At 65.2% G+C, this 24123-nt stretch carries 23 protein-coding genes; 9 read left to right on the top strand and 14 right to left on the bottom strand.

The genetic code is table 11. The features are described from left to right. Window positions 1–9 precede the first annotated feature (9 nt). The 5 genes from R3280_RS06755 to R3280_RS06775 form a co-directional block, all read right to left on the bottom strand. The gene (locus R3280_RS06755; protein WP_318997823.1) at window positions 10–1092 is read right to left on the bottom strand and encodes a L,D-transpeptidase family protein; all 1083 of its coding nucleotides are present in this window, start codon (window positions 1090–1092) and stop codon (window positions 10–12) included. A 20-nt stretch (window positions 1093–1112) separates the two neighbouring features. Continuing rightward, the gene (locus tag R3280_RS06760; RefSeq protein ID WP_318997824.1) at window positions 1113–1682 is read right to left on the bottom strand and encodes a TMEM165/GDT1 family protein; all 570 of its coding nucleotides are present in this window, start codon (window positions 1680–1682) and stop codon (window positions 1113–1115) included. 228 nt (window positions 1683–1910) lie between these two features. Continuing rightward, window positions 1911–3227, bottom strand: coding sequence for an MDR family MFS transporter (locus R3280_RS06765; RefSeq protein WP_413468748.1), 1317 nt, complete (start codon window positions 3225–3227; stop codon window positions 1911–1913). Window positions 3228–3330: 103 nt separating this feature from the next. Further along, window positions 3331–3756, bottom strand: a complete 426-nt coding sequence (gene slyA, locus R3280_RS06770) for a transcriptional regulator SlyA (protein ID WP_318997845.1) — start codon at window positions 3754–3756, stop codon at window positions 3331–3333. A gap of 152 nt (window positions 3757–3908) precedes the next feature. Then, window positions 3909–5186: an MFS transporter gene (locus R3280_RS06775; protein WP_318997825.1), complete on the bottom strand. Its 1278-nt coding sequence runs from the start codon at window positions 5184–5186 to the stop codon at window positions 3909–3911. Window positions 5187–5508: 322 nt separating this feature from the next. On the opposite strand from R3280_RS06775, the gene R3280_RS06780 reads away from it, so the two are divergent. From R3280_RS06780 to R3280_RS06795, 4 genes are all read left to right on the top strand, one after another. Next, on the top strand, window positions 5509–6414 hold the full coding sequence (locus R3280_RS06780) for a helix-turn-helix transcriptional regulator (RefSeq protein ID WP_318997826.1): 906 nt from the start codon (window positions 5509–5511) through the stop codon (window positions 6412–6414). Window positions 6415–6422: 8 nt separating this feature from the next. Continuing rightward, complete coding sequence (locus tag R3280_RS06785) at window positions 6423–8162, top strand: ExeM/NucH family extracellular endonuclease (protein WP_318997827.1); 1740 nt, start codon at window positions 6423–6425, stop codon at window positions 8160–8162. Between the two features lie 140 nt (window positions 8163–8302). Next, window positions 8303–9247 (top strand): alpha/beta hydrolase, encoded by a 945-nt coding sequence (locus tag R3280_RS06790; protein ID WP_318997828.1) that lies wholly within the window; start codon window positions 8303–8305, stop codon window positions 9245–9247. Between the two features lie 174 nt (window positions 9248–9421). Then, complete coding sequence (locus R3280_RS06795; protein WP_318997829.1) at window positions 9422–10504, top strand: AraC family transcriptional regulator; 1083 nt, start codon at window positions 9422–9424, stop codon at window positions 10502–10504. Window positions 10505–10515: 11 nt separating this feature from the next. Here R3280_RS06795 and queE read toward each other — a convergent pair whose 3' ends face one another. Continuing rightward, complete coding sequence (queE, locus tag R3280_RS06800; RefSeq protein ID WP_318997830.1) at window positions 10516–11172, bottom strand: 7-carboxy-7-deazaguanine synthase; 657 nt, start codon at window positions 11170–11172, stop codon at window positions 10516–10518. Then, the gene (gene queC, locus R3280_RS06805; protein WP_318997831.1) at window positions 11172–11858 is read right to left on the bottom strand and encodes a 7-cyano-7-deazaguanine synthase QueC; all 687 of its coding nucleotides are present in this window, start codon (window positions 11856–11858) and stop codon (window positions 11172–11174) included. Before queC ends, queE begins: the two co-directional genes overlap by 1 nt. A 116-nt stretch (window positions 11859–11974) precedes the next feature. Between queC and R3280_RS06810 the strand changes: the two genes are divergently transcribed. Both R3280_RS06810 and R3280_RS06815 read left to right on the top strand, forming a co-directional pair. Beyond that, window positions 11975–12493, top strand: a complete 519-nt coding sequence (locus R3280_RS06810) for a hypothetical protein (RefSeq protein WP_318997832.1) — start codon at window positions 11975–11977, stop codon at window positions 12491–12493. 568 nt (window positions 12494–13061) lie between these two features. After that, window positions 13062–13337, top strand: coding sequence for a hypothetical protein (locus R3280_RS06815; RefSeq protein ID WP_318997833.1), 276 nt, complete (start codon window positions 13062–13064; stop codon window positions 13335–13337). A gap of 25 nt (window positions 13338–13362) precedes the next feature. On the opposite strand, the gene R3280_RS06820 is transcribed toward R3280_RS06815, so the two are convergent. From R3280_RS06820 to R3280_RS06830, 3 genes are read right to left on the bottom strand one after another with little or no spacing between them, the layout of a single operon-like run. Then, entirely contained in the window at window positions 13363–13776 is a 414-nt protein-coding gene (locus R3280_RS06820) for a response regulator (protein ID WP_318997834.1), read from the bottom strand. 46 nt (window positions 13777–13822) lie between these two features. Next, window positions 13823–14365, bottom strand: coding sequence for a hypothetical protein (locus R3280_RS06825; protein ID WP_318997835.1), 543 nt, complete (start codon window positions 14363–14365; stop codon window positions 13823–13825). Window positions 14366–14380: 15 nt separating this feature from the next. Continuing rightward, entirely contained in the window at window positions 14381–17911 is a 3531-nt protein-coding gene (locus tag R3280_RS06830) for a response regulator (protein ID WP_413468749.1), read from the bottom strand. A 161-nt stretch (window positions 17912–18072) separates the two neighbouring features. Between R3280_RS06830 and R3280_RS06835 the strand changes: the two genes are divergently transcribed. After that, window positions 18073–19092 (top strand): hypothetical protein, encoded by a 1020-nt coding sequence (locus R3280_RS06835; RefSeq protein WP_318997836.1) that lies wholly within the window; start codon window positions 18073–18075, stop codon window positions 19090–19092. On the opposite strand, the gene R3280_RS06840 is transcribed toward R3280_RS06835, so the two are convergent. Next, window positions 19086–19334, bottom strand: a complete 249-nt coding sequence (locus R3280_RS06840; RefSeq protein ID WP_318997837.1) for a hypothetical protein — start codon at window positions 19332–19334, stop codon at window positions 19086–19088. The two genes, R3280_RS06835 and R3280_RS06840, sit on opposite strands and share 7 nt — an antisense overlap. A gap of 244 nt (window positions 19335–19578) precedes the next feature. On the opposite strand from R3280_RS06840, the gene R3280_RS06845 reads away from it, so the two are divergent. Beyond that, entirely contained in the window at window positions 19579–19923 is a 345-nt protein-coding gene (locus R3280_RS06845) for a hypothetical protein (RefSeq protein WP_318997838.1), read from the top strand. Window positions 19924–19934: 11 nt separating this feature from the next. On the opposite strand, the gene R3280_RS06850 is transcribed toward R3280_RS06845, so the two are convergent. After that, window positions 19935–21221: a serine hydrolase domain-containing protein gene (locus R3280_RS06850; RefSeq protein WP_318997839.1), complete on the bottom strand. Its 1287-nt coding sequence runs from the start codon at window positions 21219–21221 to the stop codon at window positions 19935–19937. 132 nt (window positions 21222–21353) lie between these two features. Here R3280_RS06850 and R3280_RS06855 point away from each other — a divergent pair, with 132 nt between their 5' ends. After that, window positions 21354–22184 carry a zinc-dependent peptidase gene (locus tag R3280_RS06855; protein WP_318997840.1) on the top strand — a complete coding sequence of 277 codons (831 nt, stop codon included), beginning with the start codon at window positions 21354–21356 and terminating at the stop codon, window positions 22182–22184. On the opposite strand, the gene R3280_RS06860 is transcribed toward R3280_RS06855, so the two are convergent. After that, window positions 22139–23713 carry a diguanylate cyclase gene (locus R3280_RS06860; protein ID WP_318997841.1) on the bottom strand — a complete coding sequence of 525 codons (1575 nt, stop codon included), beginning with the start codon at window positions 23711–23713 and terminating at the stop codon, window positions 22139–22141. The two genes, R3280_RS06855 and R3280_RS06860, sit on opposite strands and share 46 nt — an antisense overlap. A gap of 200 nt (window positions 23714–23913) precedes the next feature. Further along, the coding region (locus R3280_RS06865) for a DUF4397 domain-containing protein (RefSeq protein ID WP_318997842.1) at window positions 23914–24123 on the bottom strand (210 nt) is incomplete at its 5' end.

Raw genomic sequence — 24123 nt, forward strand, 5'->3', positions numbered from 1 at the left:
TTCGTTAAACTAGAACAGCATCCGTACCGGCGCTTCGCCGGCCTGCTCCGACGAGCCATCGTTGCGGTCCCGCGGCATGTCGACGGCAACCCGGGTAAGCTGCTCGCCAATCATTCGGGGCAGGCCATCGGCCTGCTGCACCGCCAGCTCGATGGCCCGGCGCTGGTACTCCACGCCCGGGTGCTGCTGCTCGAACTCGTTGATCACCCGGGTCACCTCCAGCCAGAGCTGCTCACGCTCCCGCTCACTGTAGGTCTCCTGGGGCCGGTGCACTTCCAGCCAGATCTCCCGACCCCGCAGACCGATCTTCACAGGCTGTCTGATGACGGTGACGTTGGTGCCCTTGTCGACCTGATAGATAAAGCGGGCAATGTCTTCATTGTACATCCGGAAGCAACCGTGGCTGACGGCCATGCCCACACCGAACTGCTTGTTGGTGCCGTGGATCAGATAACCGTCTTCACTGAGCAGCAGGGCATATGGGCCAAGCGGGTTGTCCGGGCCGGGCGGAATCATCCGCGGCAGATACTCGTTGCGGGCGTCGTATTCGGCCCGCACGCTCTTGGGCGGGTACCAGGCCGGCGACTCCAGCCGCATGATGACGCGGGCGTCGGTCAGCGGCGAGGGGTTGTCCTCGGTGCCGACCCCGACCGGGTAAACCTGGACCTGGCCCTGATGGAAATAGTAGAGCCGGTACTCCGCCAGATTGATGACAATGCCCTCCCGCTTGGCGTCCGGCAGGACGTAGCGCCGCGGCAGGGTGATCTGGGTGCCTTCACCCGGCAGCCAGGGATCCACACCCGGGTTGGCCTTGACCAGCTCCAGGTAACCCAGGCTGCGCCGGTTACCGATGCCGGCAAAGGTATCCTCGTACTGGGTGGTCATGACCGAGAGTTCCCCCACCAGGTCACTGGCCACGGTCCACACCGGCACCCTCGGTGCCCGATCAGCGGCCTTCGCCAGCGGCTTCTCTGCGCCGCCATCGGCAGGACCCGCCTGCCGGTCCGATTGCGCCTGCAGGGGCAGGATCACCAGGGTAAGAGCCAGAAACGCGAAGAGCTTGGTTCCAATGCGCCACGAATTGCGCCACATAGTCATACGTCCAGAAACAGTCATACACCAGAAACAGCGGCCCATACCGTCAGCACCGCCAATATCAGGAACAGGCCGCTGGCCGCCAGTCTTGCTGTCGCCAGGGGTAACCGTTCCATCAACCATTTGCCCGCCATGATCACCGGGATGTTGGCCACCAGCATACCAACGGTGCTGCCGACAATCACCCAAAAGGTCGCCTCATAACGGGCTGCCAGCACCACCGTGGCGATCTGGGTCTTGTCACCGATTTCAGCCAGGAAAAACATTACGCTGGTGGCGGTGAAGGCGCCCAGTCCCAGCAGCCGCGAATCTTCGCCGTCGTCCCGGTCGGGAATCAGCAGCCAGATGGCCAGCGCCAGGAAACTGACCGCAATCAGCCAGGGCAGCACCGTCGGAGGCAACCATTCCGCCACCCAGGCACCCAGCAGCGCCGACAATCCGTGATTGAGCAGGGTGGCCGACATGATACCGAGGACAATGGATGTGCGCCGGGCGAAACGGCCTACCAGGAACAGCGACAACAGCTGGGTCTTGTCGCCAATCTCGGCGATGAACACGGCAATGGTGGAGGTAAGGAACGCATCCATGTCTAAAGCCCAGGGCGGATAACCAGACACGAGGCAGCGCCATCCTCCGCCCACCGGAAATGGCACCGCCCCAGGTCTTGTCAGTCCGGGCCCTGGCGGGCGGGACGTGATGGCCACGGGCATTGAGGCCCAAGTGTGTTGACCATCACCCGAGGGCGTTTGCGCGCCCTGCGGAGACTACTCCCCTGAAGGAGTGCGCAGTATATGCAAATAGAAATGTGCTGACAATCAGTCGCGGATGCGCCACACCGGCCACACCGCCAGCGCCACGAACGCCGCCACCAGCCACCAGGCGGTGTGGAAGGCGTTGATGGTGGGCAGCCCGGCGGCATGTTCGCCGTACTCCAGGGTGAGCGCCACCAGGTTGATGCCGTAGGCGCCGCCCAGCTGACGAGTGAAGTTGATGGTGCTGGAGCCGTAGCCCAGCTGATGGGGCTCCAGCGGATTGAGCGCGCCGGTGGAGAGCGCCGGCAGCATGAAGCCCAGGCCGATCCGGCCGATCACCGCCCAGAGCGCGAGCCAGACGAAACCGAGGCTAAGATCGGACAACGCGAACAGCACCGCCGAGGCGGCAAACAGCACCATACCAAAGGTAATCAGGCCGCGGGCGCTGCGCCGGTCCGCCAGCCGGCCCGCAATCGGGAAGGTCAGGCCCAGCACGATCCCCGCCGGCAGCATCAGCAGGCCGGCCTCGGTGGCGGAAAACCCCAGCGCGGTCTGGACGAACAGGGGAATCAGGTAGGTGGAGCCGAACAGCGCCAGACCCAGCGCCACCGCGCCGATGTTGGCAAACAGGAAGCTGCGTTGGCGCAACAGGCTGACCTGCAGCAGCGGGTGCCGGGCGCGTCGTTCACGGCGCACAAACAGCGTGGTGGCCGCCACCGCCAACAGGGCGCCCAGCAGGATGCGGACACCGTTCTGGTCCGGTGCCTGCAGGTGGTTGAGGGCATCCAGGCTGCTGACCACTGCCAGCGCCAGCCAGACCAGGCCCCTGAAATCGAACGGATAGAGCTGCAGGGGCGCCACCGGCCGGGGCAGGAATTTCCACACCATGAAAATACCCAGTGCGGTCACCGGTGCCGGTGCGAACATCACGAAGCGCCAGTCCAGCTGGTCCACCAGCACACCTCCCAGCACCGGCCCCAATGCCGGCGCCAGGATCACCCCCATGCCGTAGATGCCCATGGCCTGGCCCCGCCGCTCGCGGGGGAAGATGCGGAATACCAGGTACATGGCCATGGGCTGCATCAGCCCTGCCACTGCGCCCTGGCCGATGCGGGCGGCGATCAGCATCTCCGGGCTCTGGCTGAAACCGCCGGCAACGGAAATCACGGAAAACAGCAACATGGCGCAGGCAAGACTGCGGCGCAGACCGAAACGGTCCAGCAGCCAGCCGGTGGTGAGCATGGTGGTGGTCATGGCGGCGATGAAACCGGAAGCCAGCCAGTGGGCCTGGCCTTGGCCGATACCGAATTCCGCCATGATGTCCGGCAGCGCCACGTTGACAATGGTGGCGCTGAGCACCGTGGCCATGGTGCCCAGCATGACCGTGGCGACAGCGAACCAGCGCCAGCGGTAACCATAGCGTTGACGCAGGGCTTCCAGGGAATGCTTTGACAGAAGGGGGCTCCCTGGCGAACGGCGAGGGTTACTTCAGGCGGTCGCCGTTCACCATGATCTGATTGAACACATTGACCGCCACTTCGATGTCACTGTCGGCGACACCCTGCAGCATCTCGTCCCGCAGGTCCCGGGCGCGCCGGTTGAGCTCGTCCATGAAGTCGTCACCGGCCTTGGTCAGGTGCAGCCGGCGGGCACGGCGGTCGTTCTGGCACAACCGGCGCTCGATCAAGCCCTGCTCCTCAAGGCTGTCCAGGAGCCGGACCAGGGTCGGATTCTCGATCGCCATGAGACTGGCGAGTTCGCGCTGGGTCAGGCCTTCGCCGCCCCGCTGCAGATAGAACATGGTGGTCCAGCGGGCCTGGGTGACGCCCAGGTCCTTCAGGCGCTCATCCAGGAGCTTGCGCCAGCGCCGGGTAACTCGGGCCACCGCAAAGGGAAACTGATCTCGCACCGCATGACGATCCATTCAGACAACCTCAGTGATCAAATACCGGGATAAAATTTACTACTAGTAAGCTAATTATTTCCATAAAAACAGGAAAGCCAGGGCAGCAGAATCAGGGAAAACCGAAAGCCGGCGCCGCAGAGGCGGCGCCGGTGACGTCAGCTGGCCTTGGAAAGGGGCTGGTCGGAGAGACCAGCACCCTGGTGAAAGTCTTCGTTGCGCGGGTCGATCTCGGTGAGCACCGCCGAGCCCTGGGGCATGGCGGCGACGAAGTGCTCCTGTTCCTGCACCGGAATGGCGTAACTGGTGCGGATGCGGTACCAGGTGGTGCCCGCCAGCAGCAGCAGGAAGCCGGCATTGCCCAGGAACAGCCCCCGCGGGCCCAGCAGACTGACCAGTTCGGCCATCACCACCGGCCCGATCACGCTGCCGATGCCGTAGCTCAGCAGCAGGGTGGCGCTGGCCGCCACGATGCGGTGGTGCTCCATACGGTCGTTGGTGATGGCCACCGCAATGGGGTAAGTGGTGGCGGAGGCGCCGGTGAACAGCCCCACCGCCAGCAGCAGCAGCCAGAAACGATCCGGCCCCAGGAAGGCCGCCGCCACGGCGGCAAGGGCACCGGCCATGGCTACCCACAGCATCACCCAGCGCCGGTCAAAACTGTCGCAGATCTTGCCCAGCGGCCAGGCCACCAGCATGGCGGCAATGATGGCGCTGGCCATGAACACCGAGGTCGCGCCCAGGTCCATGCCCACCAGGGTGGCGTAGACCGGACCCAGGGCGTAGAAGGAGCCGATCAGCACGCCACAGATCAGGGCCCCCACCACACCGGTGGAGGATTCCCGGAACAGGGTCAGGAACGACATCCGCTCCACCTTCTCGATGGCGGGCGCCTCCATCTTGGTGAGGGACAGCGGGATCAGCGCCAGGGTGAGGAGGATGGCCGCCAGGGTGAAGGGCATGAAACTGGCCGGATCCCCCAGGTTGACGAACAGCTGGCCGCCGGCGGCGGAGATGTAGAACACAATCTGGTAGACGGCGAACAGCGCGCCCCGGTTGCTGTTGCTGGCGCGGCTGCTGAACCAGCTCTCGATCACCACCAACACGCCGGCGTTGCTGAAACCGGACAACCCCCGCAACAGCGCCCATACCGGCTCGGAAACCGCCAGCGGGTAGAGCAGGGCCGATACCGCCGACATGGCGGCAAACACCGCAAAGGCACGGATGTGGCCGACGCGCTCGATGACCCGGTTGACGTAGAGGGTACCGATCACGAAACCAATGGAAAAACACACCAGGATCCAGCCGATGGTGCCCGGCTCCACCTGCTCGATACTGAGGCGGATACCGAGCAGGGTAGTCAGGAAGGCGTTGCCACTGACCAGGAAAAGAATGCTCAGGATCAGGGCTGACAGGGAAGCGACCATTCGGGTCATCCGGTATCTCCAGAACGTCTGCACCGCCGGATCCGGATGTCCAGGGGTGGCTCGAGTTTGCAGGGTCAGGGAACTGAGAAACATAGCAGCCGAGAGCCACCCTGCCCAATTGACTATTACACCAGCCCGGGGCCGGCGAAACCATTACGCAATTGCCGAAACCTTTGGCGGCCATGGCCTCCAGCCACATCCTGCAGTATTATTTAACAGTGTTTTACATTAATGCGCTGTAACACACCGGCCTTTAACAAAGCTGATAACATGGCGGCACTGATCAAGGATTGGTCAGTTTTTAGTCAGCCATTTGAAAGAGCCCAACGACATGAAGAAAACGGAATGGCCCATCCGCTGGGACTTGCTGCTGCGCTACCGCCTGATTGAAATCATCGCGCTCTGGGAGGGGCGGCTGACCACCAACCACATCTGCCACGGCTTTGGCATCGGCCGTCAGCAGGCGTCCAAGGACATCAACACCTACCTGCGGGAAATCGCCCCGGACAACCTGATCTACGATCGCCACCTCAAGGGTTACGTGCCGGCGCCGGATTTCCGCCCGGTGGTGACCCGGGGCGACTCCGACGAATACCTGGATCTGCTGGCCCGCAACCAGGACCTGAGCCAGACCTTCGAAAGCCTCGACATCAGCCTGCCCCACAGCACTGTGGTGCGGGTGCCCAGACGGCTGGCAGAGCCGGAGGTGGTGCGGGCCATCGTGGCGGCAACCCGGCAGCGCCGCCGCCTGAGGGCCGACTACGTGTCCCTGAGCGAACCCACCGCGGTGCGACGTATCATCGAGCCTCACACGCTGGTCTACAGCGGTCAGCGCTGGCACCTGCGAGGTTGGTGTGAGCACCGCCGCCAGTTCCGCGACTTTCCCCTGAGCCGGTTCCGGGGCACCCCGGAAGTGCTGCCCGAACGCTGCCGTCAGACCGAGCAGCAGGACGAAGACTGGAACCGCACGGTCACCGTGGAGCTGCGCCCGGACCGTCGCCTGACGCCGGCACAGCAGGCCATCATTGCCGACGACTTCGGCATGACCAACCAGCGCCTGGCTTTGCAGACCCGGGCCGCTCTGGTGCGCTACCTGCTGTCCACCGTGGGCATACGGCCCCACAGCCGTGACCCGGACCCGCTGGTGCAGCAGATTGAGCTGGCCAACCCGGACAGCCTCAAACCCTGGCTTGCCGCCCGTGACCAGAGCCGCGAGGCACTCGCCGAATTCTGCTGAGGGCCGGATTGTTGCTGCTGTACCGTTTGATCTCACTGGCCCTGCTGCTGCCCGCGGCTGCCCTCGCCGATTGCGGCGCGCCCGCTACTGCCATCAGTGCGGTCCAGGGTACCGGTGATCATTCTGCCATGGTCGGCCAGACCGTCACGGTGGAGGGGGTGGTCACCCTGGATGCCCGCGGCCCGGGCGGTTTTGGCGGCTTCTACCTGCAGCAACCGCAGAACCAGTGGGACGACAATCCCGCCAGCTCCGAAGCCCTGTTTGTCTACACCAAGGCCGGCAAGCTCAGCGCCGGCAGCCGGGTGCGGGTGAGTGGCACCGTCAAGGAGTTCCACGGTCTTACTGAGCTGGTGAAAGCCAGGGTGGTAGCGGTCTGTGGTGCCGCGGAACTGCCCCGGCCGGTGCGGCTGACCGAGCTCTGGCCACAATCCCTGCCCGCCGAAGCCCTTGAAAACATGCGGGTCACCCTCGCCCTGCCCCTGACCGTGATCGACAACTACCAGCTGGCCCGTTACGGCGAGCTGACGCTGGCGCCCGAACGACAGTGGATACCCACCCAGCGGATGGCACCGGGACCGGCCGCCCGCGAGCGCTTCCAGGCCCAGGAGCGCCAGCGCCTGACCCTGGACGACGGCCGCGGCGCCCGCGATCCCCGGCCGGTGCCTTACCCCGCCGGCGGCCTGGACCTGGCCTCCGGCACCAGCGTCCGGGCCGGCAACCGGGTAACGGAACTGGACGGCGTCCTGGACTTCCGTTTTGGCCAGTGGCGTCTGCAGCCTGTCACCCAGCCGCGCTTCGAGATCGTCAACCCCCGCCCCAAAGCACCGGCTGCGCCGGCTGCCGGCAACCTGCGGGTGGCCAGCTTCAACCTGGGCAACTATTTCAACGGTGACGGCACCGGCAGCTTCGAATCCAGCCGCGGCGCCGACAACAGCGCTGAATTTTCGGCCCAGACCGCGCGCCTGAAGGCGGCCATTGGAGGCCTGCAGGCCGATGTGCTGGCGGTCATGGAGCTGGAGAACGACGGCTACGGCACCGACAGCGCCCTGGCCAGCCTTGCCGGCGCCCTGGGTGAGCCCTGGCGCGCCGTCAGGGCTGACGGCCGCACCGGCCGGGACGCCATCCGGGTCGGCCTGCTGTATCGGGCCGATCGTGTCGAACCGGTGGGTCCGGTCCATGTCCAGCCGGCCTCCCACAGTGGCCGGCCGGCACTGGCCCAGGCCTTCCGGAGCCCGGCCGGCCCCGAATCCTTCCGGGTGGCGGCGGTCCACTTCAAATCCAAGAACTGCCGTAACGCCAGCGGCGCCGACCGGGACCAGAACGACGGCCAGGGCTGCTACGCCGCCACTCGCAGACAGGCGGCCCGGGGGCTGGCGGACTGGCTGGCGGAGCTGCCAAAACCCTCAGGCCACCTTGGCAACCTGATCGCCGGCGATCTGAACAGCTATGCCCGGGAATGGCCGCTGCTGACCCTGGCCGATGCCGGCTTTGTCGACCTGGTCCGCCGCCACCGGGGCGACACTGCCTACACCTATCAGTACCGCGGCCGCGCCGGCACCCTGGACTACCTGCTGGCGGACGATGCCCTGGCGGAACGCAGCAGCGGAGCCCGGACCTGGGGAATCAATGCCGACGAAACCGTCGCCCTGGCCTATGACCGCCTGCCGATGCCCGCCGCCGAGCGCCCCGTGCCCTGGCGCTCCTCCGACCACGATCCGCTGTTCACCGATCTGCGCCTGAATCCTTGATGCTCCGCTGTGCGACGGCGGAATCGCCTGGGCGCCATGCACCCTGGTCAAACGGGCCAAAGCCGAGACAGCAAATCCCGGTAGACTGATCCGAGAACCGGGCTCTGCAGCCCAGCCGTTGTTCGTCAAGAGACCGCGCCATGCCTACTCAAACCTCCACCACCCCGGACATTCACCGCAAGCCCGCCAGTGCCGGCCTGCTGCCCAACCCCTGGCCGCTGATGCGCACCGGCCATCGCTGGCTGGCGCGGATGCAGCGGCGGGAAGCCAGGGTGGACCGCCACCGCATGGTGTGGCTGGAACGGGGCCAGGCCGGGCCCGACCGGCCAACCGTGGTGCTGCTCCACGGTTTCGCCTCCATGAAGGAGAACTGGAGCGCCTGGCTGCCGCTGCTGCCCAGGCAGTGGCACCTGCTGGTGCCGGACCTGCCCGGTTTCGGTGAAAGCGACTATCACAGCGGCGCCGATTACCGCTTTGAAGTCCAGGCCCGGCGCCTGGCCGGCTGGCTGGAGCAGCAGGGCCTGCGGGAAAACCTGCACCTGGTGGGCAGCTCCATGGGCGGCGCAATCGCCACGGTGCTGGCCCACAACCTGGAACCCCAGGCCCGCTCCCTGACCGTGCTCAACAGCGCCGGTATCCCGATTCGCCCGGACCTGGACCTGGCCATCCCCCCAAAGACCGAACCCTCCCTGCTGGTGCCCGAAAGCTGGCGCGGGGTCTACCGCATGTTCAACAACGTCGGCGACGGCAAACCCACGCTCATGGGTCTGGCCATGACCGGTCTGCTGGGTGTCGACCTGATGCGCCGGGCCCGGGGCCACCGGGAAATCTTCGCCGACATGATGGCCGATCCCTACGCTCCGGTGCGCTACCTCAAGGGCAGCCGCCTGCCGCTGCACGTGCAGTGGGGTGACCGCGACGCCATCACGCCGACCCGCTGCGTGGATTACTACCGCACCACGCTGCCCCATGCCCAGATCCAGATATTCAAAGGCGTGGGGCATGTTCCCATGCTGGAAACCCCGCGCCGCTCGGCCCAGGCGCTGGCCCATTTCGTCAACAGCCAGACCTCCCGGACCGTCTGAGCAAACCCGGCGCTGACAGCCCGGGACAGTTCACAAACCGACAATTGGCCCATCCACCCCATTGACCCGTCACCGCAGTCATGGGGTGAGGGCGGCGTCCCGGTCATAATCGAATTCGGGGATTTTTGTCCGACACACCAACAACAAAACAAATAGAACCGTGGGGAAAACACCATGCGAGCCTCTGCATCCCGGGACCTGGGTTTGCCTTCGATTTACTTGCACCTGCTGGCGGAACTGCTGCGCAGTACCGGCGTCGACGAACAGTCCCTGCTGATGCGGGTCGGCCTGGACCCCAGCCGCCTCCGTTCCACCGAGCTGCGCGTCAGCCAGCCTCAGGCCAGCGAATTCATGACCCGGGCTATCATCGAGAGCGGCGAGCCGGGTCTGGGCATCCTGCTGGCGGGCGAACTCAAGCTGCCCCTGCACGGGGCCCTGGGCACCGCCGTGATGAGCAGCAGGACACTCGGTGAGGCCCTGGACCTGATGACCCGCTATCTCACCTTGCGCTCCCCCAATCTCCGGGTGGAGCGTCATCAGGAAGGCGGCCAGGCGGTGTTCCGGGTGATCTGCAGCTCCGACCTGGGACCGCTGCAGGGGTTTGCCCTGGATGCCACGGTATTCTGCTGCGTCGCCCTCGGTACCCAGCTCACCGGCGCGCCCATCGAGGGCGCCTATGTTCGCAGGCGGGGCCCGGAGCCGGCTTACTTCCAGCGCTTCAAGCATCGTATTCCCTTACCGGTGCAGTACCAGGCGGCGGAAGACGCCATCGTGATTCCCTGCCAGCACCTGAGTTCGCCTCTTCGGTTCAGCGATGAGCAGCTGGCGGCGGCCTCCCGCGCCCAGTGTGAGGAGGCCCTGCACACCCTGACCCGGGACGCCGGCTTCAGCACCCGGGTGCGCCGGGTGATAGAAACCAGTCACCCGTTCCCGCCCAAACTGGCGCGGGTGGCCAGCACCCTGTTTGTGTCGGAGCGCACCCTCAAGCGTCGCCTGCACGAGGAAAACAGCAGTTTCCAGACTCTGGTGGATGACGTGCGCCTGGAGCGGGCCGGGGAACTGCTGGAAGGTACCGCCATGAACCTGAGCCAGATCGCCGATGCCCTGGGCTACGCCGACGCCGCCAACTTTACGCGGGCATTCAAACGCTGGACCGGTGTCAGCCCGAGCCAGTTTCGCGCCGAACATTGCCAGGGCAAGTCCGATTTCCCCACCGCGCCCGCTAACTGGGGCGCAGTCGCCGGCCAGCGGGCCTGAGGAGCCGGGCGTCAGTCGATGCCCAGCAACTTGTGCATCTGCAGGGTCAGCCGCCAGCGGGGATGGGCCAGGCAGTAGTCGGTCGCCCGGCGGGTATTGCTCTGCTTGACCGTATCCTCGCCGCTGGCGGGCTCGGAGGGTGAGGCCATGGGCGAGAGGAAGAAATGCCGGGCCTGGATGTTCTCGAAGGCCTCCGGCGGAGCCAGGGGCTGGGGATACACCAGCTTCAGCTCGTCGCACTGGCGGATCACCACCGGCGCGTTGGCCTTGGGGCTGACGCACAGCCAGTCGATGCCCGCGGGTGCGGGCAGGGTGCCGTTGGTTTCCACGCCCACCTCAAAACCACGATCGTGTAAGGCCTCGATCAGGGCCTCGTCCAGCTGCAGCAGCGGCTCGCCCCCGGTACACACCACGTAGGGCCGGCCCGGGGCATCGGGCCATAGCGCCGCGATATGATCCGCCAGCCCGGTGGCGGTTTCGAAGCGCCCGCCGTTCTGGCCGTCGGTGCCGACAAAGTCCGTGTCACAGAAATTGCACACTGCCGCCATCCGGTCCGCCTCCCGGCCATTCCACAGGTTGCATTTGCTGAAACGGCAGAAGACCGCCGCCCGACCCGCCTGGGCGCCTTCGCCCTGGAGGGTGTAGAACGCTTCCTTGACCCGGTACATCAGGCCTGGCCCTCCCCGGCAACGGCGCCGGACTCGTAGGGTAGCGGATCGGCCACGCCATGGCTGGCAAAGGCCTCCAGCCGCTCCTGGCAGGAACCGCAGCGGCCGCAGGCCAGCTCGCGGCCATTGTAGCAGGTCCAGGTCTGGCTGTAGTCCAGACCCATGGCCAGCCCCTCCGCCAGGATCCCGGACTTGTCGGCCCTGAGGTAGGGCGCCTCGATACGGACCGGCTGGTAATTGGCCACCCGGCAGACCGCGTCCATACGTTCGACGAATTCCGGCCGGCAGTCCGGGTAGATGGCGTGGTCGCCGCCGTGGGCACCGTACCAGACCGCCGCCGCCTCCACCGTCACTGCGTAACCGGTGGCCAGGGACAGCAGAATCATGTTGCGGTTGGGCACCACCGTGGCTTTCATGCTGTCCTCCTGGTAGTGGCCTTCCGGCACACTGCCCGCACCGGTCAGGGCCGAGCCCGCCATCACGGCACCCAGGGCGGTGATGTCCAGGACCTGGTGCGGCACCCCCAGCTGCCGGCAGACCGCGCTGGCGGCATCCAGTTCCCGGACATGGCGCTGGCCGTAGTTGAACGACAGCGCATGTACCGTCAGGCCACGGGCCAGGGCCCGGTGCAGCAGGGTGAAGGAATCCATGCCTCCGGAATAGATAACCACGACAGTTTCGGACATTGCAGGTCTCCTGGTTCGATGGACGTATTGTAACAGTGCCGGAGGACCATGGGTTCGCGTCCCCGCCGGGAGACGGTTACACTTTGGTTCTGACCGAACAATACACCGCTGATGGAATGACAGTGCCGAGCAACCCTGCTTTTCTGGACTTTGAGGCATCCAGCCTGGACCTGGTGGCCAGCTATCCGATCGAGGTCGGCGTCTGTCTGCCGGACGGCAGCCTGCACAGCTGGCTGATCAAGCCCCATGTGCTCTGGCTGGACTGGTCGGAAAGTGCGGAGCAGGTCCACGGCATCTCGCGGACCACGCTGGAGCGGGAAGGCATTGAAGTACAGGACGTGGCCCACGCCCTGAACGAACTGCTCAGCGGCCAGGTCTACTGTGACGCCTGGACCTTCGACAGCTTCTGGCTCCACCGGCTGTTTCGGGCCGCCGCCATTCTGCCCAGTTTCCAGCTGGAATCTGTGTCACTGCTGCTCACCAGCAGCCAGGTCCAGCGCTGGTCCGCGATCCGCCACCGGGTCATCGGCGAGCTGGGTCTGCCGATCCACCGGGCCGCCAACGACGCCCTGATCCTGCAGAAAACCTGGGACCAGGTCCGCGCCCTGCCGGAAGCCGGCGCCGAACTGGAATAAGCCCGACCCCGGCCACACCGATCCGCCTTCCCTGTTGATCCGCACCAAAAAACGGCCAAAAAAAAGCGCAGCCAAAATCGGCTGCGCCATAAACAAGGAGAGATCCAATCGACACCTGTCGCACAGGCTATCGCGGATTGCACAACGTAAAACACGTGACACTCGAAATTATGCCGGCGCTCCCGGGGACCGTCTGTAGGTGTTTGCCGAGTAGGTGAAAGCCGCAGGTGTTGCGTGGCAGGACACTTGCAAAGCCGACTGCAAAAGATACACTGAGAGTGAAGTCGAAGCCTCCAGATAGCCGCTGTGGGAGGCTTTGACGGTGTCAGCCAGTCAGGACTGTCTAACCGGAATTGAAATCGATGCCAGTAAGTTTGCAGCTATCAATGAGTCACACCATCGCAAGTCGCGCCACAGCGCAGGCTTCTGTTGTGCTGGTGATGAACAGCTAGCGGCTTTCGGTTACCCGGGAGCCTTCGAGCGACCGGGTCAGCTTCTCCGCATGAACCCCGGCGCTCCAGAGCCCGGGGTTTTTGTTTATACGCCGCCGTATCACGAGGAGAACGCCATGATCAAAAGACCACCCAGACCACAAGCGGCCAAGCAGCCCGCCAGCGCCCGTACCGCCCCCATCAAGCGGCCTGACCGCCTGCCACTGCTGGATGCCATCTGCAAGAAACTCAATCAGCGGGTCAATCTGGACGACGAGCCCAGGGTGCTGGGCCTCTACGAGCGGGGCTGGATCTTCAAGGGTGTGCTGAGCAACCTGGATGGCGCCGAAGCGCGCTACGTTCGCGCCCTGGCCACCCGCTACAATTCCTGGATCGCGCGCCAGGTCGCCTGAGACCTGCGCCAACCCTGAACCGGTTTCAGTGCTGCCGGTTCAGCCCCCGGATCATCTCCACGTCCGAACCGTGCACCATGACGTAGTTGTTGACTACGTCATGGATCTTCTCCAGTGAATAGGGTTTCACCACATAACCATTGGCGCCGGCACTGATGGCCCGCTGGATGCTGTCGATGGAGTCGTCGGCGGTCACCAGCACCACGTGTTGCTGGGGATTGGCGCGCTTGAACTGCGCCATCAGCTCATGGCCATCGGCGTCCGGCAGACCAAGATCCAGCATCACGATGTGAAAATGCTCGGCGGCGTATTCGGTGCGTGCGCAGGCGCCGTCGCCACACTCGGTCACCTGGGTGGCACCGGCCTGGTGCAGCATGTCCCGCAGCAGCTCGCGCATCACGGGCTCATCCTCCACCACCAGTACTCTGAGATTTTCCATGCTTTGTCTCCGTTGCTCGCCGAATGAACGCCCCCGGTTACGCCACTCAGCCCTGTTCGCCGCCGGAGCGGCGGGGAATCACCAGGGGCGCGTGTCGGGCCTCGGCGGCAGGGTGGACAGAGGCGCCCTGATCCGACCCGGTGTCGGCGGAATCGTCCTTACGAGTCAACATATTACTGATACTGATGGCGGTCGTGTAGAGCGAAATCGCGACAATCAGTAACACCGGCTGTACGAAAGCCACGAAACCGGGCACCTCCCGCTCCCCGAGAATGCTGAGCATCAGGATGATGGCCGGCCCCAGCACCACGAACAGGGTCAGCGCGATGAAGAATACGATGCGCTCCTTGAAGCGGCCCAGGTCCCGCTCGCTGACCAGACCCAGTACGAACTTGCCGATGGCCAGCCCGGCCAGGATGGCGGCGGCAATGCTGAAATCCGGTCGCAGCAGCACCTGGGCCAGCTGGCCATCCCAGAGCCGCTGCATGAAGATCACCAGAAACGGGAAGAGCACGAACAGCACGTCGGCGTAGGTGCCGTACATGGTGCTCAGGGACTGGCTTTCTTTGCGGGTAACCGTGTCATTCATCAGGCGCTTCCTGTGTCATTCCGTGGGTTGGTCGGTGCGGGTCGCCAGGGCTCGGCCGATCATGCGATGGAGCTGTTCCAGTTCGGTGGCGATACGCTTCCAGTCCGGCTCGCCGGCTTTCAGGAGCAACTGGAGGCGGCCGGCCTGTTCGGTCATCAGCGGGTAGCCCATGGCACCGGCGGTGCCCTTGATCTGGTGCACCTCACTGGCCAGGGTGGCCTGGTCAGCAGCCGCCAGGGCCTGCTCCATGCGCTGCCGGCGGGCCTGCAGCCCGGAGAGAAACTGCGCCACCAGGCGCCGGATACCCTGCCGCTCGTCATTGTCGGGCTGACCGTCGGGATCCGCCAGCAGGGTGCGATCCAGCAGCGCGGTCAGGTGGCCGTGATCGATGGGTTTGATCAGCACCCCGTCGCAGCCGGCTTCCACCAGCTCATCGATCTCCACCTGATCGCCCGCGGTGAAGGCGATCACGGGGCGCCGGAAACCGGCCTGGCGCAGCAGCCGGGTGGCCTCGACGCCGTCCATGCCCGGCATGTGGCGGTCCATCAGCACCAGCTGCACGGTATCCGCCAGCGCCAGCCGGACCGCGTCCTCGCCGCCGGTCACTGCCTTCACCGCCAGCCCCAGCCGGGTCAGCATGCGCTCCACCAGGCGGCGGTTGTCGTCGTTGTCCTCAGCCACCAGCACCGTGCCCTGGTAATGCCGCGCCGGTTCCCGGTCACTGTCGCCGTCCGCCTCCAGGTACCGTGCCAGCAGCTCATAGAAGCGCTGGCGATCGATGGGCTTGGCCAGGTGCTCGGTGCAGCCGGCGAGCCGGTAATCCCGGATATCCTCGGCCATGACGTTGGCGGTCAGCGCGATCACCGGCGTATTGATGCCGGCCTCCCGCAGCGCCGCGGTGGCGTCGCGGCCGTTCATCACCGGCATCTGGATGTCCATCAGGATCAGGTCGAAGGCTTCCCGGGTGACGGCATCCAGGGCCTCGGCGCCGTTAACCACATGGACCAGTTCGGCGCCGGTGCGGGCCACCAGCAGCGACACCAGATGCCGGTTGACGTCGTTGTCCTCGGCACAGAGGATGCGGCCCCGCAACCGCGGTGCCATCACCATGGGCAGCTGGCGCCGGCGCTGGCTCAGCTCCGAGGCATCCCGCAGGAAGTGCACATCGTCCAGGGGCCCGGTGGCGATACTGACCTCGAACTCGCTGCCCTCACCGTAAGTGCTGTGAACCGAGATGGCGCCCCCCAGCAGTTCCGCCAGCCGCCGCGAGATACTCAGGCCCAGGCCGGTGCCGCCGTACTGGCGGGCGATGGCGGCGCTGCCCTGGGCAAAGGGATCGAACAACCGGTTCAGCTGTTCCGGCTTCATGCCGATGCCCGTATCCACTACCCGTGCCACCAGTCGTTCGGTCTTGCGTTCGCAACGGATGTTCACGGTGATCGAGCCTTTTTCGGTGAACTTGAGAGCATTTCCGCACAGATTGATCAGGATCTGGCGGAACCGGGTGGGGTCGGTCTGGATCTGCTCCGGCAGTGGGTATTCGCAGAGGATGCCAAAATCCACGCCCTTCTCCCGAGCCCTGGGGACGAAGAAGGCCCGCACCTCGTCCAGCAGCTCAGGCAGGTTGACCGCCACCACGTCCACGTCGAGCTTGTTGGCGTCGATCTTGGAGTGGTCGAGGATGTCGTTCACCAGGTCCAGCAGGTGGCGGCCGCTGCGCACCACGGTCTCGGCACTGGCGCGTTTCTCCTCCGGGCTCAGGTCCCGGTCCAGCAGGCTTTCGCCATAGCCGATGATGGCCGCCAGGGGAGTGCGGATCTCGTGGCTCATGTTGGCCAGGAACTGGCTCTTGGCCTGGGCGGAATTGCGGGCCAGGTCCTTCTCCATGCGCTCGTGTTCGCGCTCTTTCTCGATCTGCTGGCGCTGGTGGCGCTCGGTGGCGTCAATGCAGGTGCCTTCCAGGTGCAGGGGCTCGCCGTCGGCGCCGTAGACGGTGTGGAGGGAGATGGTGGCCCAGCGTTCCTCGCCCTGGCGGGTGTAGTAGCGTGCCTCCACGCCCTTGAGGGTGCCCTTGTGCTCCAGTTGCTCCACCACCCAGCGCCGCATGCGCTCCTCGGCGAAACAGGTGTCCAGCACATCCGGGTCCTTCTCGATCAGCTCACGGTTGCTGGTGTAGCCCAGCAGCTCCGCCATGGCGGGATTGGCGGTCATGAAACGCCGGTCCAGCGACATCTGGAACACGCCCTCGACGGCATTGTCGAACAGCGACTGGTAGCGCCGCAAGTTGGCCAGGGCCCGCTGGCTCCAGTTCAGGGATTCCCCCTGCACCTGTTTGATGCGATCCGCCAGGGCGAAGGAGAACAGGATGATCTGGGCGCTCAGGCCCACCTGGGGCGAGTAGGCGGTGAAGGTGTTCAGCGGCAGGTAGCCGATGACGGTGAAGGCGTAGACGCCGAACCCGGTCAGTGCCGCCGTCCAGGCGAAGAAGTAGGCCTTGGCCGCGGGGTTGTAGTAGCGCCAGGACAGGTAGCTCACCACGATCATGGTGATGCAGAGCACAATGGAACCGATGACGATCCACTCCATGGCGATGTGGTAGGGCATGAACAGGGCGAGGGCGAAACTCGCCACCACCGAGTAGAGGCACAGGCGCAGGATCTGGTCCAGGTCCCGGGATTTCTCCCGGGTCTCCAGCAGCGACCGGGCCATCAGCAGGCCCCAGAACCAGGTCATCATGATCTGGTAATGCAGGTACTCCTTGTGCAGGAAGGCGGGGCGCTGGTCCAGCAGTTGGATACCGTGGACCTGCTCGGTAAAGATAAACACCGTGGCGGACACCAGATAGAGCACGTAGTAAACGTTGCTGCGCTCGCGCACCGCCACCGCCACGAACAGGTTGTAGGCCAGAATCGCCAGCACGCTGCCCAGCAGGATGCCCCGCACCGCTTCCTCCACCGACACCTTCTCGATGTAGCGGTCCGGGTGCCACAGTGTCAGCGGCAGGCGGAAGGTGTTGAGGGTACTGACCCGCAGGTAGACCCGGGTGGCGCTGTCGGCGCTCAGGTCCAGCTTGAAGGTGGGGTTGGGCAGTGCCAGGTCCCGCTCGGACCAGGCGTCCTCGTAGCCGGCACTGCGCTGCTCCACCAGCTCGCCGTCCCGCGCCAGGTACAGGTCCACCTGGTCCACCAGCGGCAATGCCAGCTCCAGCACCCAGTCCCGGTTGACCTCGCCGGACGCCAGGCGCAGGTCGAACCGGGCCCAGTAGGCGGAATCGGTGTAGCCGAAATTGAGCATGCCGCCTTCGTGGCGGGTAAAGGGGTGGGCGGACTCGTTGCGGACCTCGTCCAGGCTCAGCGCACCCTCAGGATCCTCCAGGTACCAGAGGCAGGAAGCGAGATCGTAGACCTGCTGGTGCTGGCTGATCACCACCGCCTGGTCCTGGCAGCGATTGCTGGCGGCCGCACCGGCACCGGCCGGCCCCAAGGCGAGCCCGAGGGCCAGGATGACCAGCCAGACCAGGCCGGCTGAGGTTACCTGTCGCTGCAAAATGTGATCTCCACGCGGGAAGGCCCCGGGGTTTTCCGTTATCGTCGTGCCCCATCCGGCCGCAATGGTCACGGACTCGCAGTGCCCTGTCCGTTGTCCGCTTGCCCGGACCCTTCACTTTAGCGCCAAACGCCTTGCTTCGCATCCCGGGGGACAGCAACATGAATCAGCGTCACACTTTGGCCTTTCTGGGCGTCACCCTGCTGACCCTCAGCGCCTGCGGCTCCGGCGATTCCGGCGACAGCGCCCTGAACCCGGCCAGCGATGTGGAGCTGGTGTTCTCCACCTTCACCATCGAACGGCGCCAGGACCTGGAAGCAAGCCTGTTCTGGGACTTCTATCGGGGTATCGAGCCCGCCGATGGCAATGATGCCGACGCCAGCGCCTGGGCCCAGGCGTTGCGGGACCATGTCGATGCCTTTATGGGTTCGCAACCGGCCAGCGAGGGCCTTGGCTACAGCAGGCTGCGCAACCCCTACGACCTCATGGCCCAGGTGATCGCCGCCGGCGAAGTGGCCAACTTCCGGGATGCCCGCCAGTACATCAGTGAGCGCATCGATCTGGGGGTGGCCGGCACCTTCAACAGCCGTTCCAATGACGCCAGCATCCGCTTTATTGACCAGGGAGCCACCGAGCAGGGCCTGCCGCTGCCGGCACGGGAATGGGTCTATCCGCTTCTGGCCTGGGTCTACGCGCCAGCGGGGGAGAACAGCTCGGACAAGGTCATCCGCACCGTCCAGTACATCGCCCGGGCCGCGGAGGAAGGGGTCAGCGCGGGCGTACCGGAGCTGCAGAGCCTGCTGGTGGGCACCCAGTTCGGTTCCGCCAGCTTCGGTACCCTGGGCTACAACCCGCCGGAGCTGGTGGAGGCCTCCTTCACCGGCCGCACCCTGGGCAGGATGTCACTGTCACAGGATTTCATTGCTGAGCTGACCGATACCCTCTTCATCAGTGAAACCGACGCCATCACGGTAAACGGCCAGAGCCCGGATTGCGTCCGGGCGGAGCTGGACTACCCGATGGCCACACTGGTGATCTTCACCTCCAGGGACGAGCCGGCGCAGATTCCCGACGCCAGCACCGCCGACCCGGACGACAGCCGGGACAATCCGGCCTATTGCGCCAACAAGACCGATGCCACCACCAGCTTTGCTACCCAGCCCGTGCCCGGGCGTCAGTAGTTGCGCCGGTCCGCCAGGCCCCAGCGGGCCATAAATCCGCGTTTGCGTTCGATCATGCGCTCGTAGGTGGCAATGATGATGGCTGCGTGAGGGGCGTCGGTGCGTCGCAGGCTCTCGATGCGGTTTTCAAGCCGCCTGACTTCGTCGCTGAGGCGCTGGCATACGTGGGTTCGCACGCTGTCGTGCTGGTCGAGGTGGACCGGCCGGTCGGTGTCCGGCGCCGGGGGACATGGGGTATCCATAGATTCTCTCATCCGCTGAGTTGTGCAGGTGGTTCCGGGATAATCCTGATCGCCGAGACGGGTTCTTATACTTGCACTTTTTCACAACAGTCTGCATGACTGTCCGACCAAGCGCAATAATTATGAACAGAGTTTCACATCATTAAAATCCCTGTAAACGCCTACTACACGCTCACAGCCCTGCTATAGTTCCAGGAAATTTGTCACCGCCGTCCCCCCAACCCACCGCGGAGCAGCCCCTGCCATGGCCCCGACGTCTGTCGCCGACACCCTGCGTGAATACCTGTCGTTGCTGGAACTGCTGGACGATGCCTACTGGGAGGCCGGCAGCATCGCCCACAAGGACATGATCTACGACATCATCAGCATCTTCAGTCAGGAAGTGGCGGAGCTGAACAAACTCAGCGTCCAGGACCACCACTACCCCTACGAGGTGATCACCGAGGGCATCCGCCGGGTGGTGCCGAAACTGGAACGGCTCGACGACCTGCGGGAGGACGTCATCCAGCGCACCCAGACCCTGACCGATTTCCGCGACATCCTGTCGTCGGTGATCGGCATCCTGGAGCAGCAGCTGCCTACCGTCTGAGCTCTGCGGTCTCAGGCGGTGGCCAGCGGGCGCTCCGACTCGGGAATCAGCGGGAATTCCCGGCACACGGTGTAGACGAACTTCGCCAGTGCCGGGAGGTGATGACCCACGATGGGCAGGCCGGTGTTGAGCAGGCTGACCGAGATGTCCCGCCCTGCGTCCGCCCAGCACAGCTTGTTGATCAGGCCGATGTGGCCGAAGGCGTAACGGCTGTGCTGGCCCCACAGACCCACCGGGTTGCCCCCCAGCATCAGGCCGGCGCTGAACCGCATCGGGATCATCAGGGTGCGGTCGATCTGCAGCGAGCCGTACTGCTGGATGGCCCGGTGCACGGTCAGCGGTTCACAGATGCGCCGGCCGTTCCAGACCCCGCCGTTGAGCATCATCTGGTAGAACCGTCCCATTTCCTCGGCGGTGCCGCAGAGGTTGCCGGCCGGGATCACCGCTTCCTGGAAGCGGGGGTCGTTGATGACCTGCTCGACGGTGTGGATGTCACCCCCCAGGGCGCGGTTGATCACCCAGGACACCGGAAACCGGGGTGTCGGGCCGGTGGCGTAGTTGGTGGCCAGGTCCGAGACCCGGTCGCGGCTGATGCCGTAAGTGAACCAGCGCATGCCCATGGGCTTGCGGATGTGACGGTCCAGGAACGCCTCGATGGTGTCGCCGGTAACTTTCTCGAGCACCCGCTGCAGCACGTAGCCGCCGGTGATGGCATGGTAGGCGAACTTGGTACCGTCCACTTCCACCGGTTCGGCCTCGCACAGCAGGCGCCAGATCTCGTCCTGATCCCAGAGTACATCGATGGGGGTGCCCTTGGGGATCGCGGGTATGCCGCCACGATGGGACAGGATCTGGTGGATATTGATGGTGCGCTTGCCGCTCTGGGCGAATTCCGGGCAGTAATAGGCCACCGGATCCATCAGGCTGATCAGGCCCTGTTCCACCAGCATGTGCATCAGCAGGGCGGTCACCGCTTTGGAGGCGGAGAAGTAGCACACCGGGGTCTCGGTGGTCATGGCGACCCGCGGGGTATCCGCCGAGTCGTGGGGGCCATTGCCGCTGGCGTGGCCGATGGCCCGGTGGAGGATCTGCTCGCCCCTGTGGCGCACCGACAACTGCATGCCCGGATGGGTGCCAGTGCGGTAGAGACCCTGGGCGCTGCGCCAGATGGCATCCACGCTGGCGGTGCTGACACCGGCAGCCTCCGGCCGCTCGCCGGCCCGGTCCCGGAAGGTCACCGCCTCCAGGTCGTTGGGGATGGCAGAGGTATGGAGGGCACGGCGGGCAAATCGATTCATCGGGTACACCTTGTCTGGTTCTTGTTGACAGCAAAAGTCACTATCATCGCCCTGGACGTTCCGGCGGAGCATTGGCCCAGGGCCAGCCGCGGGGGCGTCATCCGTCTCAGTCCGCACGCGGAGGTAATGCCGATGCTGTTTGGCTACGGGCTCGCCCTGGTCGCCATTGTCCTGCTCGCCTTCTACTGGCTCTTCCTGCATCGCCGGCTGCGCCGGCGCCGGGTACTGAGCCGGCCGTTCCCGCCACAATGGCAGCGGCAACTGTACCGGGACATGGCGATCTACCGGCGGCTGCCGCGGGAGCTGCGCCAACGGGTGCATCAGAATACCCTGCTGATCCTGGATGAAGTCAACTTTTACGGTTGCGCCGGCCAGGAGGTGACCGAGCCCATGAAGGTGCTGATCGCCGGTCACGCGGCCCTGCTGGTGAGCGGTCTCTCGGTGGACTACTACCAGCGCCTGGCCTCCATACTGGTCTATCCCGGCGCCTACCGCTCCGAGGTGGAATGGCAGGACGGCGAGATCGCCGGAGTGGAGGAGCAGGAACGGCTGGGGGAGTCCTGGGACGCCGGCCGGGTCATCCTGGGCTGGGACCAGCTGGCCTGGGAGGCGGCCGATCCCCACACCACCACCAACGTCATGCTGCATGAATTCGCCCACCAGCTGGATCAGCTCGACGGTGCCGCCGACGGAGCCCCGCCGCTGGCCTCGGGGATCAGCGCCGACAACTGGCACCAGGTCTTCAGCGACGCCTGGGAGCGCCTGCAGGCGCAACCCTGGGACAGCGACGGTGTCATCGACGATTACGGCGCCACCGACCCGGCCGAGCTCTTTGCGGTGGTGACCGAAGCCTTCTTCCTCACCCCGGTGCAGCTGCGTCAGCAGGAGCCGGCGCTGTACCGCTGCCTCAGCGGCTTCTACCAGCTCTCGCCGGCGGACTGGCCCCGTGCCAGACAGACCTGATTGCGGCCCGCTGACTTGGCCTGATACATGGCCCTGTCGGCGGCGTCACAGAGCTCGTCCCGGCTGCGGCCGTGCTCGGGGTAGACTGCCACCCCGATGCTGATGGTCAGCGCCAGGGTCTGCTCCCGGTCCAGCGCCAGGGGTTTGTCCGCCACCAGCGCCCGCAGCCTCTCGGCGGTTTCCCGGGCCTCTTCCTCCTCCATTTCCGGCAGCAGCACCATGAACTCCTCGCCGCCGTAGCGGCCGATGGCATCGACGGCGCGGATGTTGTCCCTGAGCCGCTCGCAGAGCGCCTGCAGGACACGGTCACCGGCGGCATGGCCGTACTGGTCATTGACCCGCTTGAAGTGGTCGAGGTCGATCCAGAGCACCGCCAGGCTGCGGTCGTAACGCTCGGCGCGCTGGATTTCTTCATCAAGGATGCGGCTGATCTCGCGGCGGTTATAGAGGCCGGTCAGGGTGTCGTGGGTCGCCAGCCGGGACAGCTCCTGCTCCATGCGCTTGCGATCGGTGGTTTCCAGGATAATGCCCTCCAGCATCAGGCTGGCGCCGTCCTCGACCCCGCGGCCCCGCTCCCAGACCCAGATCTTCTCACCGTCCTTGCGGGTGATCTGGTACTCCACCGAGAAGGGCTCCGCCGCGGCGATGGCTTCCTCCACCGCCTGCAGGATAGCTTCGTCGTAGTCTTGGTCGATCAGCTCGACAAAGGCCACCGCGTTGTTGTCCACCAGCTCCTCCGGGCGGTAGCCGGTGAGCTCCCGGCAGCCACTTGAAACAAATTTCATGGTCCAGAACTCGTCGTAAAGGCAGCGGTAGGCCATGCCGGGAAGGTTGTCCATCAGGGTGGTCAGCTGGCGTTCCCGCTGCGCCAGGATTTTCTCTGCCAGGCGCCGGTCGGTGACGTCGGAGCCGATGGCGATGGAGCCCATCAGATTGCCGCGATCGTCGAAGAAACGTCGTGAGCTCCATTCCATCAGACGTTCGCTGCCTGAGCGGGTGGTAATCCGGGTTTCAAAGCCCTCCACCTCGCGGCCGTGCGAGAGCACCTCGCTGGCGGTGGCCCAGACCTCGGCGCGGTAGTCCGGGTCGGGGTAAAGCCACTGCCAGATCCGGTCGCTCCCCACCACCTGATCGCGGCTGTAGCCACTGATGCGCTCGGCGGCCTTGTTCCAGGTCACCACCCGGCCCTGGGGGTCCAGCACGTTGATCCAGACATTGGCGTTGTCGATGACGCTCTGGCGAAACTGGCTGAGGTCGCGGATTTCCGCACGCTGGCGGTCCTTTTGCTCCTGCTGGCGGGCTTCGGCGCGGAACTGCTGGAACAGGGTGACGAACAGCACCAGGCCGGTGACCAGGACAAAGCCCCAGCCCTTGAGGGTCTGGCCACGGGACACTGCGACCGGATCCTCTGCCAGTGTTAACAGCAGGGCATCGGAGACGGCTATCCAGCCACCGCCGATCACCAGGTAGGCAATGACCACCACCAGCGACCGGCGTAGGGCCTGCTGTCGGGCATCGGTACGACTCATCGGGGTTCCTGCGATGAATTTGGCGATTGTTCACCAACCATAGCCAGTGTCGCGGAAACCGTCGAGACAGAATTGGTGCGGGCGGAGCTCCGGGGGCTTCGGTGGCCCGCCGGGAGGAAGGGGATATGCGGGGTCTGGTGGCCTGGATCGGGGCGGGAACGGGCGGCGGCCGTGAGACCGCCGCCCAACGGCTGTCGCCGTCAGTTAATGATGAAATCGTCCAGCAGGGGGACGCCGAAACCGCTGCCCTCGGCATTCTCCCGGGCCACCACGGTATAGGTGGAGCCGCTGGCGAGACTCACCGTCGCCGGTCCGATGGCCACGGTACCGGTGCCGGCGACCATCACGATGACATCGTAGTCGCCCTCCGCCACGTAGAGGTAGTCGGAGGCCGCTTCAAAGGGCACATC

Origin of the sequence: Marinobacter sp. (assembly GCF_033722195.1) — a bacterium.
In the GTDB taxonomy this organism is placed as follows: Bacteria; Pseudomonadota; Gammaproteobacteria; order Pseudomonadales; family Oleiphilaceae; genus Marinobacter.